Annotated in this window: 17 protein-coding genes; 11 read left to right on the top strand and 6 right to left on the bottom strand. The window is 42.9% G+C overall.

The features are described 5' to 3' along the window. The first annotated feature begins 43 nt into the window (after nt 1-43). The 6 genes from nrfE (at nt 44) to DPV92_RS05235 (ending at nt 6378) form a co-directional block, all read left to right on the top strand. Nucleotides 44-1942, top strand: coding sequence for a heme lyase NrfEFG subunit NrfE (nrfE, locus tag DPV92_RS05210; protein WP_111353974.1), 1899 nt, complete (start codon nt 44-46; stop codon nt 1940-1942). 44 nt (nt 1943-1986) lie between these two features. After that, nucleotides 1987-2520, top strand: a complete 534-nt coding sequence (locus DPV92_RS05215; RefSeq protein WP_111353975.1) for a redoxin family protein — start codon at nt 1987-1989, stop codon at nt 2518-2520. A gap of 23 nt (nt 2521-2543) precedes the next feature. Further along, nucleotides 2544-2957, top strand: coding sequence for a heme lyase NrfEFG subunit NrfF (nrfF, locus tag DPV92_RS05220; RefSeq protein WP_040217342.1), 414 nt, complete (start codon nt 2544-2546; stop codon nt 2955-2957). Beyond that, complete coding sequence (locus tag DPV92_RS05225; protein ID WP_040217344.1) at nt 2958-3701, top strand: TPR domain-containing protein; 744 nt, start codon at nt 2958-2960, stop codon at nt 3699-3701. A 148-nt stretch (nt 3702-3849) separates the two neighbouring features. Beyond that, nucleotides 3850-5685 (top strand): dihydroxy-acid dehydratase, encoded by a 1836-nt coding sequence (ilvD, locus tag DPV92_RS05230; RefSeq protein WP_111353976.1) that lies wholly within the window; start codon nt 3850-3852, stop codon nt 5683-5685. 129 nt (nt 5686-5814) lie between these two features. Then, nucleotides 5815-6378 carry an NAD(P)H nitroreductase gene (locus DPV92_RS05235; protein ID WP_111353977.1) on the top strand — a complete coding sequence of 188 codons (564 nt, stop codon included), beginning with the start codon at nt 5815-5817 and terminating at the stop codon, nt 6376-6378. Nucleotides 6379-6392: 14 nt separating this feature from the next. Here the strand turns inward: DPV92_RS05235 and folB are convergent, their stop codons facing one another. Further along, complete coding sequence (gene folB / locus DPV92_RS05240) at nt 6393-6749, bottom strand: dihydroneopterin aldolase (protein WP_111353978.1); 357 nt, start codon at nt 6747-6749, stop codon at nt 6393-6395. 84 nt (nt 6750-6833) lie between these two features. Between folB and plsY the strand changes: the two genes are divergently transcribed. Beyond that, nucleotides 6834-7421 (top strand): glycerol-3-phosphate 1-O-acyltransferase PlsY, encoded by a 588-nt coding sequence (gene plsY / locus DPV92_RS05245; RefSeq protein WP_111353979.1) that lies wholly within the window; start codon nt 6834-6836, stop codon nt 7419-7421. A 43-nt stretch (nt 7422-7464) separates the two neighbouring features. Here plsY and leuD read toward each other — a convergent pair whose 3' ends face one another. The 5 genes from leuD to ilvG all read right to left on the bottom strand — a co-directional run bounded on the left by leuD (nt 7465) and on the right by ilvG (nt 12700). Further along, a complete protein-coding gene (gene leuD, locus DPV92_RS05250; RefSeq protein ID WP_005706526.1) occupies nt 7465-8067 on the bottom strand; it encodes a 3-isopropylmalate dehydratase small subunit in 603 nt (200 codons plus the stop codon). Between the two features lie 13 nt (nt 8068-8080). Beyond that, nucleotides 8081-9490 carry a 3-isopropylmalate dehydratase large subunit gene (gene leuC, locus DPV92_RS05255; RefSeq protein ID WP_111353980.1) on the bottom strand — a complete coding sequence of 470 codons (1410 nt, stop codon included), beginning with the start codon at nt 9488-9490 and terminating at the stop codon, nt 8081-8083. 305 nt (nt 9491-9795) lie between these two features. Next, nucleotides 9796-10773 carry a tetraacyldisaccharide 4'-kinase gene (lpxK, locus tag DPV92_RS05260; RefSeq protein ID WP_111353981.1) on the bottom strand — a complete coding sequence of 326 codons (978 nt, stop codon included), beginning with the start codon at nt 10771-10773 and terminating at the stop codon, nt 9796-9798. Between the two features lie 57 nt (nt 10774-10830). Continuing rightward, entirely contained in the window at nt 10831-11049 is a 219-nt protein-coding gene (ilvM, locus tag DPV92_RS05265) for an acetolactate synthase 2 small subunit (protein WP_111353982.1), read from the bottom strand. Between the two features lies 1 nt (nt 11050). Continuing rightward, on the bottom strand, nt 11051-12700 hold the full coding sequence (gene ilvG / locus DPV92_RS05270; RefSeq protein ID WP_111353983.1) for an acetolactate synthase 2 catalytic subunit: 1650 nt from the start codon (nt 12698-12700) through the stop codon (nt 11051-11053). Between the two features lie 365 nt (nt 12701-13065). Between ilvG and nrfA the strand changes: the two genes are divergently transcribed. Genes nrfA through nrfD form a run of 4 tightly spaced genes read left to right on the top strand, consistent with a single transcriptional unit; the run spans nt 13066 to nt 16883 of the window. Continuing rightward, nucleotides 13066-14568, top strand: a complete 1503-nt coding sequence (gene nrfA, locus DPV92_RS05275; protein ID WP_111353984.1) for an ammonia-forming nitrite reductase cytochrome c552 subunit — start codon at nt 13066-13068, stop codon at nt 14566-14568. Nucleotides 14569-14587: 19 nt separating this feature from the next. Further along, nucleotides 14588-15241: a cytochrome c nitrite reductase pentaheme subunit gene (nrfB, locus tag DPV92_RS05280; RefSeq protein WP_111353985.1), complete on the top strand. Its 654-nt coding sequence runs from the start codon at nt 14588-14590 to the stop codon at nt 15239-15241. Further along, entirely contained in the window at nt 15241-15918 is a 678-nt protein-coding gene (gene nrfC, locus DPV92_RS05285; RefSeq protein ID WP_111353986.1) for a cytochrome c nitrite reductase Fe-S protein, read from the top strand. Before nrfB ends, nrfC begins: the two co-directional genes overlap by 1 nt. Continuing rightward, nucleotides 15918-16883, top strand: a complete 966-nt coding sequence (nrfD, locus tag DPV92_RS05290) for a cytochrome c nitrite reductase subunit NrfD (protein ID WP_111353987.1) — start codon at nt 15918-15920, stop codon at nt 16881-16883. The genes nrfC and nrfD overlap by 1 nt, the downstream gene beginning before the upstream one ends. Nucleotides 16884-17074: the final 191 nt, after the last annotated feature.

A 17074-nucleotide genomic window follows, 5' to 3' on the forward strand; every position in this document is an offset into this window, starting at 1 on the left:
TGGCATAATCTGTGCCGTTTTATTTTTGTTCACTTAGATTTTAATGTTTCCAGAATTTGGCTATTTTGCCCTGATTTTTGCTCTTATTGCCTCGATAACCCAAGTAGGGTTATCGCTTTGGGGTGAGCTGAGAAGAGCCCGATATTTTTTATCGCTAAACCCTTTTCTCTCGCTATTACAAGCGGTCGGAACGGGCATTTCTTTTGCAAGCCTTGCTTATGCGTTTTTAACCGATGACTTCTCGGTGATTTATGTTGCTCAACACTCCAATAGCCAATTACCCGATTTTTTTAAATTCGCTGCCACTTGGGGCGGGCACGAAGGTTCAATGCTCTTTTGGCTTACCGCACTCACGCTCTGGACGACGGTCTTTTGCCTTTTTTCTCGTAAAATCGACCGCTTGTTTGCCAACCGCACGCTAGCGATGATTTCGCTTGTTGCAATGGGCTTTATGCTCTTTATCTTGCTGGTTTCCAACCCCTTCGAGCGCGGTTTTCCACCTCCTCCAGAAGGCCGTGATCTCAATCCAATGCTGCAAGATGTTGGCTTAATTTTCCATCCGCCCCTGCTCTATTTAGGCTATGTCGGCTTTGCAGTGAGCTTTGCGATGATTGTGGCAAGCCTACTTTCTGACAAAATGGATGCTGCCGTAGCTCGTTGGATTCGCCCTTGGACGATGATTTCGTGGGGCTTTCTCACCGCAGGGATTATCCTCGGGGCTTGGTGGGCGTATTACGAGCTCGGCTGGGGAGGCTGGTGGTTTTGGGATCCAGTTGAAAATGCCTCATTGATGCCGTGGCTTCTAGGCACTGCGTTAGTGCATTCGTTAATCGCCAGCGAACAACGTGGCGTGTTTAATTATTGGACGATTTTGCTCGCCATCTTCGCCTTCGCCTTAAGCTTGCTCGGCACATTTATCGTTCGCTCAGGTGTACTGACTTCTGTGCACGCCTTTGCGGTCGATCCTGATCGTGGCATTGCGTTATTGCTCTTATTCTTTAGCTTGAGTTTTATCGCACTCGCTCTTTTCGCTTGCAAGACACAATTCTGGCAAGGCGAAGTACGCTTTACGTTTTTTTCTAAAGAAACCGCATTCTTATTGCTCAATGGTTTATTTGCTGTAGCAACTTCGGTTGTGTTGCTCGGCACTTTTTATCCGCTTGTGTTTACGATGATGCAATGGGGCAGTATTTCCGTTGGTGCACCTTATTTCAACACTATTTTCACCCCACTCGCGTTGCTGGTAATGTGTGCGATGGGCGTAGCAGTGGTACTTCGCTGGAAAAATGTACCTCTTAAACAAGCTAAATTGCAACTCTGGCTTCTGCCCGTAGCAGTGTTGCTTGCCCTTGGTTTGATTTATCACACCGTGAGTCAAACGCATCTGTTCAAAATTGAGCCGTTGCCTGTGGTCTTTGTTAGCCTTGCATTCTGGATTATTTTGACCCATCTGCCTTATTTGCGTTTTATGTGGAAAATCCGCCCGCTTGCAATGCGTTTGGCACATATCGGCTTTGCGATTTGTGTGATTGGCGCGATGATGAATAGCTACTATGGCGATGAAATCGGTGTGCGATTAAAACCGACTGAAACTGCCAATATCGCCGATTTTGAATTTAAATATGAAGAGTATCGCGATGCCATTGGTGCCAACTACACCGCTGAACAAGCTGTTTTTTCCATCAGTAAAGCCGGCAAAACGCTCGCCCAAATCATCCCAGAACGACGTTATTACGACATCCGCACCATGACAATGGCAGAAGTCGGCTTATACCACCACGGTTTGCACGATCTCTACATTGTAATGGGTGACAAATTTGGCAATCTCGAATACGCCTTCCGCCTACATTATAAACCTTACGTCAGAGCTTTATGGCTTGGTGGGGTTATTATGGTGCTGGCTTCACTGATGGCATTGGTGGGGTATCGGCAGCGTCGATAATCCTAGGGCGTAAGCCATAGGAGATTACCGAAAAAGGAAAAATAATGAAAAAACTCCTCCTCTTCATTCCCCTCGCTATTCTTATGGCGGTGGTGGCATTTTTAACCGTTCCGCTGTTGAACAAAGATGCACTTTCTCCAACAGAAGATTGGCAGGATAAACCGATCCCCGAATTTGTGGGCAAAAATCTACTTGATCCGCACGCACGTTTAACCAACAACAGCTTGCCACAAGAGCCCTATATTTTGAATGTTTGGGCGAGTTGGTGTACCTGGTGCATTAAAGAGTTTCCGATCTTATTGAAATTGAAAGCTCAAGGCGTGCCGATTGTGGGTTTAACTTATTCCGATCAACCTGCCGATGCTCGCGAAGCCTTGGGGCGTTGGGGAAATCCATTTGCGTTGGTGATTGATGATTATGAGCGTGGTTTTTTAATTCAAACCTTGAAGGTCTCTTCCGCCCCGTCAAGCTACTTGGTGGATAAACACGGCATCGTTCGCTACCAACAAAAAGGCTATAATCCTGATTTTGAAAAAGATTTCCTGCCACGATTAGATGCATTAAGAAACGAAAAATAAGAGCATAGGAATATAGGAATAGAATGAAGTTTTTGCAAAAGATTATCCTTTTTTTACCGCTTGTCTTTGCCATTTTTAGCAATATGGCCAAGGCGGAAATGGTCGATACCTTCCAATTTCACAACGATGCGGATCGCATACGTGCAATGAGTTTGGCGAAATCTTTGCGTTGTCCGCAATGCCAGAATCAAAATTTGCTGGAGTCAAATGCCACTACCGCTTACAAACTTCGTATTGAAGTATATGAAATGGTCAATGAAGGCAAATCGGATCAGGAAATTGTCGAAATTATGACCCAGCGTTTCGGTAATTTTGTAAACTACAAACCGCCTGTGAATGAGCAAACTTGGCTGCTTTGGGGGATGCCTGTTGGATTGTTACTTTTGGTTTTGAGCGCAATTGTATGGCGAACTAGTTCAAAAAGAGCGGGAAAATAGATGAAAACACGTGAGCAGCTTAATTTAGAAAACTATCAACAAGCGGTCAAATTCGCAGGCAATTTTGCCGAACCGTTTAAACAAGAATATTTGGCGGAGGCAGAAAGCCGTTATCAATTTGATCAAAATACAACAGAACCTTGGCAAAATAAAAGGAAATTTTCACCGCTTGTTGCAAGTTTGGTTGTGCTTTTAATTACCGTCTTCAGTAGCTTATTTTATTGGCAGTCGGGGCGTTATTCCTTGGTGCAAAAAGGTGAGCAAATGCATCAAGCCTTCCAAGTAAAATTAGAGATGGAAGATAAAACCCAAAAAAATGATCGCTATATTGAGAGTTTGCAAAACCGCTTGCGCGAGAACCCGAACGATGGCGATTTGTGGTATGAATTGGGGCAGGCTTATGCGTTAAATAATGAGTTTAGTTCAGCATTGATCAGCTATCAAAATGCACAGGTGGTATTAGGCGAAAAAGCGGCGATTTTAGGGGCAATGGCAACCGCAGATTATTACGATAAAGGGCAAAAACTGTCAGAGCAGGCAAATGCGTGGTTAGCTAAAGCCTTAGCATTAGACTCAAAAGAGAGTTCCAGCTTGTTACTACTGGCTTCTGATGCCTTTTTGCATAATGATTATGAGCAAGCAATTGGTTATTGGCGACGTGTGTTAGATGGCGATAATGATGCCATTAACCGCCGTGCAATTATTCAAAGTATTGAAATGGCGAAGCAGATGAGGAAAAAATAACCTCTCCCTCTGAAAAAAATTTCTAGATAGAACTTTTTCTGCTTCTCTTACCAAGGGAAAGAGGAAATTTTCCACAAACTATTTAAATTCAAGTAGAATAAACCCCTTTTATTTTAACAGACACAACAGATAAAAATTTGGAGAGATTATGCCTAAACTACGTTCAGCGACCAGTACACAAGGTCGTAATATGGCGGGTGCACGTGCATTATGGCGTGCAACAGGAATGAAAGAAAATGACTTCGGCAAACCAATTATTGCCGTGGTAAATTCATTTACTCAGTTCGTACCAGGTCACGTACATTTAAAAGATATGGGGCAGTTGGTTGCCGCTGAAATTGAAAAAGCAGGCGGAGTTGCAAAAGAATTTAACACTATTGCGGTAGATGATGGTATCGCGATGGGACACGGTGGTATGCTTTATTCGCTTCCAAGCCGTGATTTAATTGCAGATTCAGTGGAATATATGGTGAACGCACACTGTGCGGATGCGATGGTCTGTATTTCCAACTGTGACAAAATTACCCCAGGGATGTTGATGGCGGCAATGCGTTTGAACATTCCAACCATCTTCGTGTCAGGTGGCCCAATGGAAGCGGGTAAAACCAAGCTTTCTGATCAATTAATTCGATTAGATTTAGTAGATGCAATGATCGAAGCAGCCGATCCAAATGTTTCAGATGAACGTATTGATGCGATTGAGCGTTCTGCTTGTCCAACTTGTGGTTCTTGCTCGGGTATGTTTACCGCAAACTCAATGAACTGCTTAACAGAAGCATTAGGTTTAAGCTTACCAGGTAATGGCTCAATGCTTGCTACCCATGCAGACCGTAAAGAGTTGTTCTTAAAAGCGGGGCGTCAAATCGTTGAATTATGCAAACGCTACTACGAACAAGACGACGAAAGCGTATTGCCACGTTCAATCGGTACTTTTGATGCTTTTGAAAATGCGATGAGCTTAGACATCGCAATGGGCGGTTCAAGTAACACCGTGTTACACTTACTCGCCGCCGCACAAGAAGCAGGCGTGGACTTCAAAATGGAAGACATTGACCGCTTATCTCGCAAAGTACCTTGCTTGAGTAAAATCGCACCTAATACCAACAAATACCATATGGAAGATGTTCACCGTGCCGGCGGTATTATGGGCTTATTAGGCGAATTAGACCGTGCGGGCTTAATCCACAAAAATACCCACACTGTATTAGGCTTAACCATGGGCGATCAGCTTGACCAATACGACATTATCCGCAACCAAGACGAAGAGTTACATAAATTCTTCCGTGCAGGTCCTGCGGGCATTCGCACCACTCAAGCATTCTCACAAGATTGCCGTTGGGACACGGTAGATAACGACCGCGTAAACGGTTGTATCCGCAACAAAGAAAACGCGATTTCACAAGAAGGCGGCTTGGCGGTGTTATTTGGTAATATCGCAGAAGACGGCTGTATCGTAAAAACTGCAGGCGTAGATGAATCGATCTGGAAATTCACTGGTAAAGCAATTGTATTTGAAAGCCAAGAAGATGCTGTTGCAGGTATTTTAGGTGGTAAAGTGAAAGAAGGTCATGTGGTGATCATCCGTTACGAAGGCCCGAAAGGCGGACCAGGTATGCAAGAGATGCTTTACCCAACCAGCTACTTAAAATCGATGGGCTTAGGTAAAAAATGTGCACTTTTAACAGATGGACGTTTCTCTGGCGGCACATCGGGTTTATCTATCGGACACGCCTCGCCAGAAGCCGCTTCAGGTGGTGCAATCGGTTTAGTACGTGATGGCGATATTATCAACATCGACATTCCAAACCGTGCCATCAATCTTGCAGTAAGCGATGAAGAACTTGACACACGCCGTGCTGAGCAAGATCAAAAAGGCTGGCAGCCTGCAAACCGCCAACGTGAAGTCTCTTTTGCTCTAAAAGTTTACGGACATTTCGCCACTTCAGCCGATAAAGGTGCGGTACGTGATAAAACGAAAATTTAATTAAGCTAACCGAAAGGCTGATGGGAAATCTGTCAGCCTTTTTTAGTAGGCTGTGTGAATGCAATTCACTCACCTTTTTTTACCACTTGTGTGTGAGCCGATGGTTCATATACTTTACTGTGAGGAATTATGGATATTTTAGATTTACTTCATCATCGTCGTTCAAGTAAACAATTTGGCAATATTGCACCTAATACAGAACAGCTTGATGCGATTTTAAAAGCAGCTTTACGAGCACCAGATCATGGGCGAATGAAACCTTATCATTTTGTGGTAATTGAGAAAAGCGGAATGCAAAAATTTCATGAATGCTTAAAATCAGCAGCTATTGAATTTGAAATGGATGAAAAAAATGCTGCCAAAGCCGATAAATTGGCAAATCAAGCTCCAATGGTCATTGGCGTGGTGGCTAAATTAGATCACGAATCAGTGAAAGTGCCCATTTGGGAGCAAATTGTTTGTGCGGGTTGCGCCACTTATGCGATGCAATTAGCAGCAAACGCTCAAGGTTTTGATACTGTTTGGATTACGAAAAAATGGGTGGAAAGCACAGCCATTCGCGAAGCATTTGGTTGTGCGGAAACGGATAAAGTGATTGGCTTGTTAATGATCGGTTCACCGAAAGATGGCGAAGAAATTGCTTCCGCTCGCGATGCAGAAGATCCAACTGATTTTGTGCACTTTATCCGCTAATAGAGTTGAAAAAGTTACTCAAAACCACGCTCAACAATCACTCCGACACTGCTTGCTTGAGCCACGGCTTTAGGCTTGTGTAATTTGATACGTAATTTTTGAATGCTGTAAGTTTCTTGCAGTAAATTTGCTACTTGATGAGCAACTGTTTCGACCAGTTTAAAAGGTTTACCTTCCACGAAATTCAAAATACGCTCTGACACTTCAGCATAATTTAAGCAATATTGAACATCATCGGTTTCCACAGCTTTGCTGAAATCCCAATAGAGTTCAATATCAAACACAAGGCGTTGTTTGATGGTGTGTTCCCAATCGTAGGCACCGATGGAAGCAAAAGCGGTCAGTTCGTGGATAAAAACTTTATCAAGCATTAGATTTTCCTTATCTTATTCTGCTTTTATTATGCAGATAATGCGGTAAAATAGTGACAATATAACACAAAGACAGGGAAAAATATGACATTTACCGCGTATTTAATGATTTTCGGGACTTATCTGCTCGGTTCTATATCAAGTGCGATTATTTTCTGCCAATTAGCAGGCTTGCCTGACCCACGTGAAAATGGCTCGAAAAACCCTGGTGCAACGAATGTATTGCGTATTGGCGGGCGACTTTCTGCACTTGGCGTGTTGCTGTTTGATGTGTTAAAAGGAATGCTACCTGTTGCCATTGCGTTCCGTTTGGGGTTAGAACCAAGCGAAATTGGCTTTATTGCATTAGCCGCTTGCTTAGGACACGTTTTTCCAATTTTCTTCCACTTCCGTGGCGGTAAAGGTGTTGCCACCGCCTTAGGCACGCTGATTCCTTTTGGTATGGAAATTTCGGAATTAGCTCTTGCAACTTGGCTAATAACCTTTCTTATTTCTCGCTATTCTTCATTAAGTGCTGTCATCACCGCCCTTATACTGCCTACTTTTGTTTGGTGGTATAAGCCTGAATTTACTTTTCCTATTGCGCTAGTTTGTTGCTTATTGGTTTATCGTCACCACGACAATATTCAACGCTTATGGCGTAGGCAGGAAGATAAAATGAGTTTTAAATGACAAAATAACAAAGCCACCTCTCGGTGGCTTTTTAACGTTGTCATTAACGCAAAAATGCTGGGATATTTTTCTCGTATTCTGCGATTTTATCTTCGTGCTGAAGGGTTAAACCGATATTGTCTAAGCCTTCGAGCAAGCAGTGGCGACGGAATTCATCTAGCTCAAAATGGTAAACTTTATCGCCAGTGGTCACAGTCATTGCCTCTAAATCTACATCAATTTGCTTGCCTTCATTTGCCCATACCCATTGGAAAATCTCTTCCACCTCTTCTTCGCTTAAGCGAATCGGTAGCATATGATTATTCAAGCTATTATTGTAGAAAATATCTGCAAAACTTGGTGCGATCATTACTTTAAAACCGTAATCTGCTAACGCCCAAGGTGCGTGCTCACGTGATGAACCACAACCTAAATTTTTACGTGCAAGTAAGATTTTTGCACCTTGATATTGCGGATAGTTCAACACAAAATCTGGATTTGGCTTTGTACCTTCTGCATCTAAATAACGCCATTCGTGGAAAAGGTGTTTACCAAAGCCCACGCGGGTAATGGCTTGTAAGAATTGTTTTGGGATGATTGCATCGGTATCCACATTTGCTGCATCAAGAGGCACGACTAAGCCTGAAAGTTGTTTAAAACCTGCCATTATTTTATCCTTATTAATTTAATGCCACTTGGCGAATATCTACAAATTTACCGAACATTGCCGCGGCAGCTGCCATTGCTGGGCTCACTAAGTGCGTGCGACCATTACGACCTTGACGACCTTCGAAGTTACGGTTAGAGGTTGAAGCACAGCGTTCCCACTCACCTAAGCGGTCATCATTCATCCCTAAGCACATTGAGCAACCTGGGTTACGCCATTCTGCACCTGCTTCGATGAAAATTTTATCTAAGCCCTCTTTTTCTGCTTGCTCTTTCACTAATCCTGAACCTGGCACAACAAGCACTCGTTTGACGTTATCCGCTTTTTTGCGCCCTTTCATCACGGCTGCCGCTGCACGCAAATCTTCGATACGAGAGTTGGTGCAAGAGCCGATAAACACTTGATCGACAGGGATTTCTTTCAAATCAGTATTCGGCTCAAGCCCAATATAGGCTAGCGCTTTTTCTGCAGAGGCTTTAGTGACAGGATCTGCCATCTCTTCAGGATTTGGCACAACCTGGTCGATACCAATTACTTGACCAGGGTTTGTCCCCCAAGTTACTTGTGGAGCGATGTCTTTTGCTTCTAACACTACAACGGTATCAAACTCTGCATCATCGTCTGATTTCAATGTTTTCCAGTATTCCACAGCATCATCCCAATCTTTGCCTTGTGGTGCGTGTGGACGATCTTTTAAGTATGCGAACGTGGTCTCATCTGGCGCGATTAAGCCCGCTTTTGCTCCTAATTCAATCGCCATATTACATACTGTCATACGACCTTCCATTGAAAGATCGCGAATTGCTTCCCCGCAAAATTCAACAACGTGCCCTGTACCGCCCGCCATCGTGGTTTTACCGATAATCGCAAGCACAATATCTTTCGCGGTAATGCCTGGATTTACCTTACCACGGACTTCAATTTTCATACTTTTCGCACGAGCTTGTTTTAAGGTTTGTGTGGCTAACACGTGTTCTACTTCTGATGTACCGATACCAAATGCCAGCGCCCCAAATGCCCCGTGAGTCGCAGTGTGAGAGTCGCCACATACAATCGTCATTCCTGGAAGCGTCAAGCCTTGCTCTGGCCCCATTACGTGCACGATGCCTTGCTCTTTGGTGCTCATATCGAACAATTGAATGCCCGTTGCTTTCGTGTTTTTAGCCAGTTCTAAAACTTGGATTTTTGCCTGACCTTCAAGTTTGTTTACATCACGCACTTGAGTAGAAATACTGTGATCCATCGTCCCGAAGGTTTTACCTACTTGGCGAACCTGACGACCTGCAACGCGTAAGCCATCAAATGCCTGCGGACTAGTTACTTCGTGAATAAGATGACGGTTGATATAAAGAATCGGCGTTTCGCCTTCGGCTTCATAAACGACGTGTGCATCGAAAAGTTTTTCGTATAGTGTCTTTGCCATAATAAATTCCAACTCAAAATAAAATCGCAGAGAGCGATTGCAAAAAATTCGGCTTTTTCAACCGTTTGTCTTAAAACGCTTTAACTATAACGGTTCGATAAATTAAAGTAAAATGCTAATTTAATGAGAATAGACGATTTTTATGCTATTAAAAAAGCCTAAAACAAGGAATTTTAAGCTTTTAACAGAATAAAATATTAGAACTAAAAACAGACACAGAGGGTTATCTAGCAATTTCACCGCTTTATAGGGTAATTTACTTGGGAGGTTTTTTCGTCTGTTTTTGGATTAAAAGGGAAAAACTATCAATTTTTAATTAAATTCATAACCATCCCCACCAAACAAGCGGTCGATTTTTCTGAAAATGTTGCAGAAACAGGTATATACCACCAATTTTTTTGAGAGAAGGCTTTGCATTTTACGGCGTCTTTTTCGGTCATTAACAGCGGTAAATTTTGTGTGAGCTTAGGTGTAATCATTTCAGCAGCAAAGGCTTGGTGATCGGCAAAACTGAATGTCTCAGCAAGTGGAATACTAAGCTCTTTAAGCATATTAAAGAAACGAGGCGGATAGCCAATGCCTGCGAGAGCATAAACAGGTTGGGTAAATTCGCTAAGTTTGCGTTTTTCACCTGTTTTAAGGTTAATCGCAAAATCGGGGTCGAGGTGCATTACATGTTCGTTTGCATTTGCATTTTTTCCGTTACAAATGACAGCTTGCACTTGCTTTAATCGGCTTGGTAGTTCGCGTAATGCTCCTGCTGGGAGCACGAAACCGTTACCAAATCTGCGCTCACCATCAACTACTACCCATTCCATATCTCGCTCAAGCGCGTAATGTTGTAAGCCGTCGTCGGTGACGATTAAATCAAGATCAAACTGGCTTAAAAGCAGTTCAATGCTTTGTTTGCGGTTTGGTGAAATTGACACAGGTGCTTGAGTGCGTTGTGCGATTAGCACTGGTTCATCACCCATCAATTTCGGATCACTTTCTGGCGTAACTAGCTGCGGATAAACCTTATTTTCCCCACCATAACCACGAGAAATCACGCCTACTTTCACGTCTTTTTTCTGCAGTTGCTCTACTAGCCAAATCACAAGCGGAGTTTTGCCGTTTCCCCCCACGGAAATGTTGCCAATGACCAATACAGGTACAGGCGAGCGATAGGATTTCAGGATCTTTTTGCGATAGAGGGTAGCACGGATTTGGCTAATTAGCCAAAAGAGCAGAGAGAATGGGGCGAGTAGCCAAGTGATGATCGAGGTTTTTTGCCAGAGTTTCATTTTAGTTACGGCTTGAATGAACGTAGGGCGGGCTAAAGCCCGCCTTACAATTTAAAATTACATAACTTTTGTTACATCAAACAACTTTTCTAATTGCGTAGTCAGTAAAGAAAGTGGCCGGATGCTTTGAAGTTTAAGGTTAAGTGTTAATGTCTGTTGGCTTTTTTGGGCGTTTAGATCCAGCACTTCAAAGCCACGATGACGCACCACGCGAAGTAAGCGTTCTAAAGTTTCAGGGCGTGCATTCGCTTCAATGGTTAAAGTATATTGTTGCATTTTATTCTCCCTCCAACATATCAGTGTTGCAAGCACCTGGTGGTACTAACGGCCAAACATTGCTCTCTTCTGGAATGCATACTTGCAGTAAATATGCTCCTTTAGCGTTTAATAAGTGATCTAATGCATCCGATACTTCACTTGCTTTTTCGATGCGTTCGCCGGGAATGCCAAAAGCGTTGGCAAGCATCACAAAATCAGGATTGTCGTCTAAAATTGTTTCGCTATGTCGAGCTTTAAAGAAGAGCGATTGCCATTGACGAACCATACCTAAACGTTGGTTATCGAGCAATAAAATTTTCACAGGTAACTGTCCGCGCTTGATCGAACCAAGTTCTTGCACGTTCATCATAAATGAGCCGTCGCCTGTAATTAAAATCACAGGATCGTGTGGACGAGCTTTCGCTACACCTACAGCCGCAGGTAAGCCGAAGCCCATGGTGCCGAAACCTGCAGAAGTAATGTAATTTTCTGGGGCAAAGTGGCAAACATGCTGGGCTGACCACATTTGATGCTGCCCAACATCTGTCGTGATCACAGCATTTTCTGATTTACGTTCAGAAAGCGTGTTCAATAAAGCGTAAGGATCTATATCGCCTTCACCAGCGTTGTCGTTGTAGTCAAAATCGTGGGCTGATTTGAGAGCTTGCACACGCCCACGCCATTCATCAATATCAAGCGGATGAGCTAAAATATTGACCGCTTCTGCCATATCGCCTTTGAGTGCCACGTGGGCTTGGCGAAGCTTGTTGATTTCAGCTGCATCAATATCAATGTGGATCACTTTTGCATGCGGGGCGAAGGTGTCTAATTTGCCCGTCACTCGGTCGTCGAAACGTGCACCGCAGGCGATCAATAGATCGCACTCTTGTACGGCATAGTTTGCCGCTTTTGTGCCGTGCATCCCGATCATTCCCATATAAAGTGGATGATGAGGAGGGATCGTGCCAAGTCCTTTAAGGGTTGAAACAGAAGGAATATTTGCAACTTCAATGAAATTTCTAACCGCTTGCACTGCCTTCGCCATACCTACACCGCCACCAACATAAAGCACAGGTTTCTTCGCATTAGCAAGCATCGCCTTGGCTTCAGTTAATGCAGTTGGATCTTGCTGAGGAGCTGGATCTTTCGGGTAAACAATCGGTTTAAGCGAAGTTTCTGCCACTTGCACATCTTTTGGAATATCAATTAACACGGGACCAGGTCTGCCGCTTTGGGCAATTTTAAACGCTTGAGCAATAATTTCTGGTAGTTCATCAATATTCTGCACAATAAAGCTATGTTTGGTGCAAGCGAGCGAAAGCCCTAACACGTCGGCTTCTTGGAAAGCGTCTGTGCCGATAAGTGGGTTAGCAACTTGACCTGTAATAGCAACCACAGGAATCGAATCTGCAAAAGCATCGCCTAAGCCAGTGACCAAATTGGTTGCTCCAGGCCCTGAAGTCGCAATACATACCCCCACTTTGCCTGTTGAGCGAGCATAACCGATAGCCGCCATTGCTGCCCCTTGTTCATTGCGGCAGAGAAGATGGTCTAATCCTGAATCATAAATGGCATCGTAAGTCGGCATAATTGCCCCACCTGGGTAACCGAAAAGATGCGTAACTTGATGTGCTTTTAAGCACTCAATGACTAAATGTGCACCATTCATTGAAGATGTTGTGTCCTTTTCTTTTTTGATAAGTAATGGCGGTAATAGATAACACAAAATAACAATATTTTGAATTAAATTTGTGAAAAAAATGTAATTTTATTTGGAAAAACAAAATGGCAGGAATATCTTTTAATTTTAAAGTTGGTTATTTATTGAGGGGGTGGGTATAACTAGAATAAGTTATTATTAACCATAAAGTGGTATTTTTACCTATTTTTGTTGATTTAGTTCAAAAAAAACGATTTTTACGATAGAAACGAGTTAATAAATTCTATATGCTCGCACGCATAAGATTACCGTATCTTATTGTTTTTAATAAGAAAAATTCTCATTTACATTCATTCCTTGTGGGGGACTCTATCGTGAAACGTTTAACCAAAACTTTAGCAATGGCGACTATCGCAATGCTAGGTTGCTTTCATTCGGCACAGGCTGAGGAAAAGGCGACTGAAACCTTAACACAAAAAGCACTTAAACATGAAAAATTAGGTGTAACAGTAGAATCTGCAAATCATCTTTTTGCGGATAAATATCCACTTCAATACAATTCTTGGAAAGCAACTTCTGAATCGACTGATCGTGGTAGTGCGTTAGAAGTTGATCCTCGTAGTGTCATTCTTTGGGCTGGTTATTCTTTCTCAAAAGAATATAACAAGCCTCGTGGTCACTTCTATGCGGTTACTGACGTACGTGAAATTTTACGTACAGGTGCCCCAAAAGATGAAAATGATGGTCCTCAGCCAATGGCCTGCTGGACGTGTAAAGGCCCTGATGTGCCACGTTTAATTGAAGAGAAAGGTGAGCGTGGTTACTTCGATCCAAAATGGGCGAAATACGGTTCTGAAATCGTAAACTCGATTGGTTGTGCCGACTGTCACGATACTAAATCAGAAGATTTTAAAGAAGGTAAACCTGCGTTACGTGTTGCACGTCCTCACGTATTACGTGCTTTAGAGAGTGTGGGTTGGACTTTCGAAAACTTAGACAAACAAGGTAAACGCGTTGCAGTATGTGCAAACTGCCACGTGGAATACTATTTCAAAGATAAAAAAGACGTAACCTTCCCTTGGAAAAATGGCGTAGATGTGAGTAGCATTGAAAAATACTATGATGATATTGAATTTGCTGACTGGACTCACGCATTATCAAAAGCTCCAATGTTAAAAGCACAGCACCCAGACTTTGAAATTTGGTCACAAGGTGTGCACGGCAAAAATGGGGTAACTTGTATCGACTGTCATATGCCGAAAGTGAAAGATAAAGATGGCAAAGTGTATACTGACCACAAAATCGGTAATCCATTCGATCAATTTGAGAATACTTGTAAAACTTGTCACGAGCAAAGCAAAGAAACACTTCAAAAACGTGTTGCGGAGCACAAAAAACAAGTAAAAGATGCAATGATCAAATTAGAAGATCAAATCGTGAAAGCCCATTTTGAAGCGAAAGCTGCGTGGGAAGCAGGTGCAACACCTGATGAGATGAAAGATATCTTAAAAGCCATTCGTCATGCTCAATGGCGCTGGGATTACACTTCTGCAAGCCACGGTGGTTATATGCACGCACCAGATATGATGTTACACGTGATTGCAACAGGTATCGACCGTGCTGCAGATGCACGTGCTCAATTAGGTGTGGTATTAGCGAAACATGGTGTAACTACTCCAGTTGCGATTCCAGATATTTCAACCCGTGAAAAAGCACAAAAAGCAATTGGCTTAGATATTCCTAAAGACCAAGCTGCGAAAGATGAATTCTTACGCACAGTAGTGCCACAATGGGAAGCAACAGCTCGCGAAAAAGGCTTATTACCGCCAGTTGAAGTGCAAAAAGAAGTCACAACACCAAAAGCAGAAGCAAAATAATTAAGCTTGAGGTGACGATATGAAAAACTTAATTTCAAAAGCAGGGCGAGCAATCGCCCTCCAAGCAGTCGCTTTCGCAAGTTGTTTTGCAATGTTCTCTGCAATTTCAACCGCTTATGCTGAAATGCCACCACTCCCACAACAGATGTGGCAAGGTAAATCAGATGTTCAAGTCGCAGATGAAGCACGTCGCGATCCGAATAAATATTGTACGCAATGTCACGAAACCGCTAATGCGACAGGTAAACCATTTAGCCACGCGGGTAAACACTTCCAACACGGAACAAAAAGCCCAAATAGCGGTGAGCAAGTGACTTGTGTAAGTTGCCATGGCAATATGTCTGAAAATCACCGTAAAGGTGTGCGTGATGTAATGCGTTTTAGCAAGATGGATCAAAAAGCAAGCAAACCTGAACTTGAACGTACGGTTCACGAGCAAAACCAAGTGTGTGTGGCGTGCCATACGGCGGATAAATTGCGTGAAAAATTCTGGGCTCACGATACTCACGCAAACAAAATTGCGTGTGCAAACTGCCATGAACTTCACCCAGAAAAAGATCCGATGAAGGCAATTCCTGAAAAACAACGTATCAAACTTTGTACAGATTGCCACACTAAAATTCAGGCTCATAAAGAAGAAGTTAAAGCTCAGGAAGCTAAGGAAAACCAATAATGACTTGTACCCGTAGAGATTTCGTCTCAGGGGCAGGTGCTATCGCTGTAGTAGCAAGCACAGGGCTTGCTGCTTCGGTTACTCTTGCAACTGAGAATGAACCGAAAAAAATTCGCTATGCGATGGTACATGATGAAACATCTTGTATCGGTTGTACAGCATGTATGGACGCTTGTCGCACCACAAATAAAGTGCCAGAAGGGGTTTCACGTTTAGAAATTATCCGTAGCGAACCTTATGGCGAATTCCCAAATGTGGAATATGAATTCTTCCGCCAATCTTGCCAACACTGCTCAAACGCACCTTGTGTTGCAGTGTGTCCAACTGGAGCTTCATTTGTCGATCCAGAAACAGGGATTGTCGATGTACATTCAGATTTATGTGTAGGCTGCCAATACTGTATCGCTGTTTGCCCGTATCGTGTGCGTTTTATCCATCCAGAGAAAAAATCGGCGGATAAATGTAACTTCTGTCGCGATACCAACCTTGCAGAAGGTAAACAGCCTGCTTGTGTAGAAGCTTGTCCAACTAAAGCATTAACCTTTGGCAATATGAACGATCCAAATAGTGCCGTGGCGAAAAAAGTGCGTGAAAATCCAGTTTATCGCACCAAAGTGTCATTAGGTACGCAACCGAACTTATATCACATTCCATTTGGCAAAGGGGAGCATAGATAATGAACGACTATATTCCTTTTCATACCCCCAATTTAGTGTGGGACAGCACCATTGCGGTTTATCTCTTCTTATTAGGGATTTCCTCTGGTGCGGTGCAGCTTGCTATTGCATTCCGTAATAGCGTGAAAGTGGAAAAGCCAAGTGAGAACTGGATTATTCGTAGTGCGGCAATTTTAGGCACTATCCCAACAATTCTTGGTTTGACCTTGTTGGTGTTCCACTTAACCAAACCGTGGACATTCTGGAAGCTGATGTTTAACTACAACGGCACTTCTGTGATGTCAATGGGCGTAATGATGTTCCAAGCCTATATGGCTGTATTGGTAGTCTGGATTGCGATTATGTTTAAAGACTGGATCGCAGTACTTATAAATCGTTACTTCCCCGTGTTTAAATTCGTCTTGCCTTGGATTGATTTCGCAGAACGCAAGTTATTAAAACCGATTGAATTTGTACTATTTACCTTAGCTGCAGTGCTTGGTGCTTATACGGGCTTCTTACTTTCGGCGTTAATCAGCTACCCAATGTTGAATAACCCCGTGCTTCCAGCTTTGTTCTTAGCATCGGGTACTTCATCAGGTATCGCAGCCACTTTCTTGATGATTTTAATTGCGGGTAAACTTTCAGGCGAAAGCCGAGAAATTCACTTTATCCACAAATTTGAAGTGCCGATTATGGTTACTGAATTAGGTTTGTTAGTGGCATTCTTCGTAGGCTTGCATTTTGGTGGGGCAGACAAGCAACTTGCCTTACACAACGCAATGACAGGTTTCTGGGGAATGGTGTTCTGGATTGGGGTATTCTTTATCGGTATCTTAATTCCACTTGTTGCCAACCTATTTGGTAACCACGAAGTGAAACACAGCCCGAAATTCATCATTTTGGTCTCTATCTTCGACTTAATCGGAGTGTTCTGCTTACGTTTCTTTATCCTCTATGCGGGACAGTTAACAGTAGCGAGTTAGTTTAAACTCCTTGCTTTCCAAGCGGTCAATTTTGTTAAATTTTTTGCAAAATCGACCGCTTTCACATTTTCTGATAGCAAAAAACGGCTTTTTGCTGTAAACTGTTATCCCGTCCTGATAGTTGGGATTTCATAAAAATGTCAACTTTTCAATTCATTTCCAACCCAATTTTTCATTACAAAGGCAAATAA

The sequence above is a fragment of the Pseudohaemophilus paraphrohaemolyticus genome, assembly GCF_003253115.1.
GTDB classification, from domain to species: domain Bacteria; phylum Pseudomonadota; class Gammaproteobacteria; order Enterobacterales; family Pasteurellaceae; genus Haemophilus_A; species Haemophilus_A paraphrohaemolyticus_A.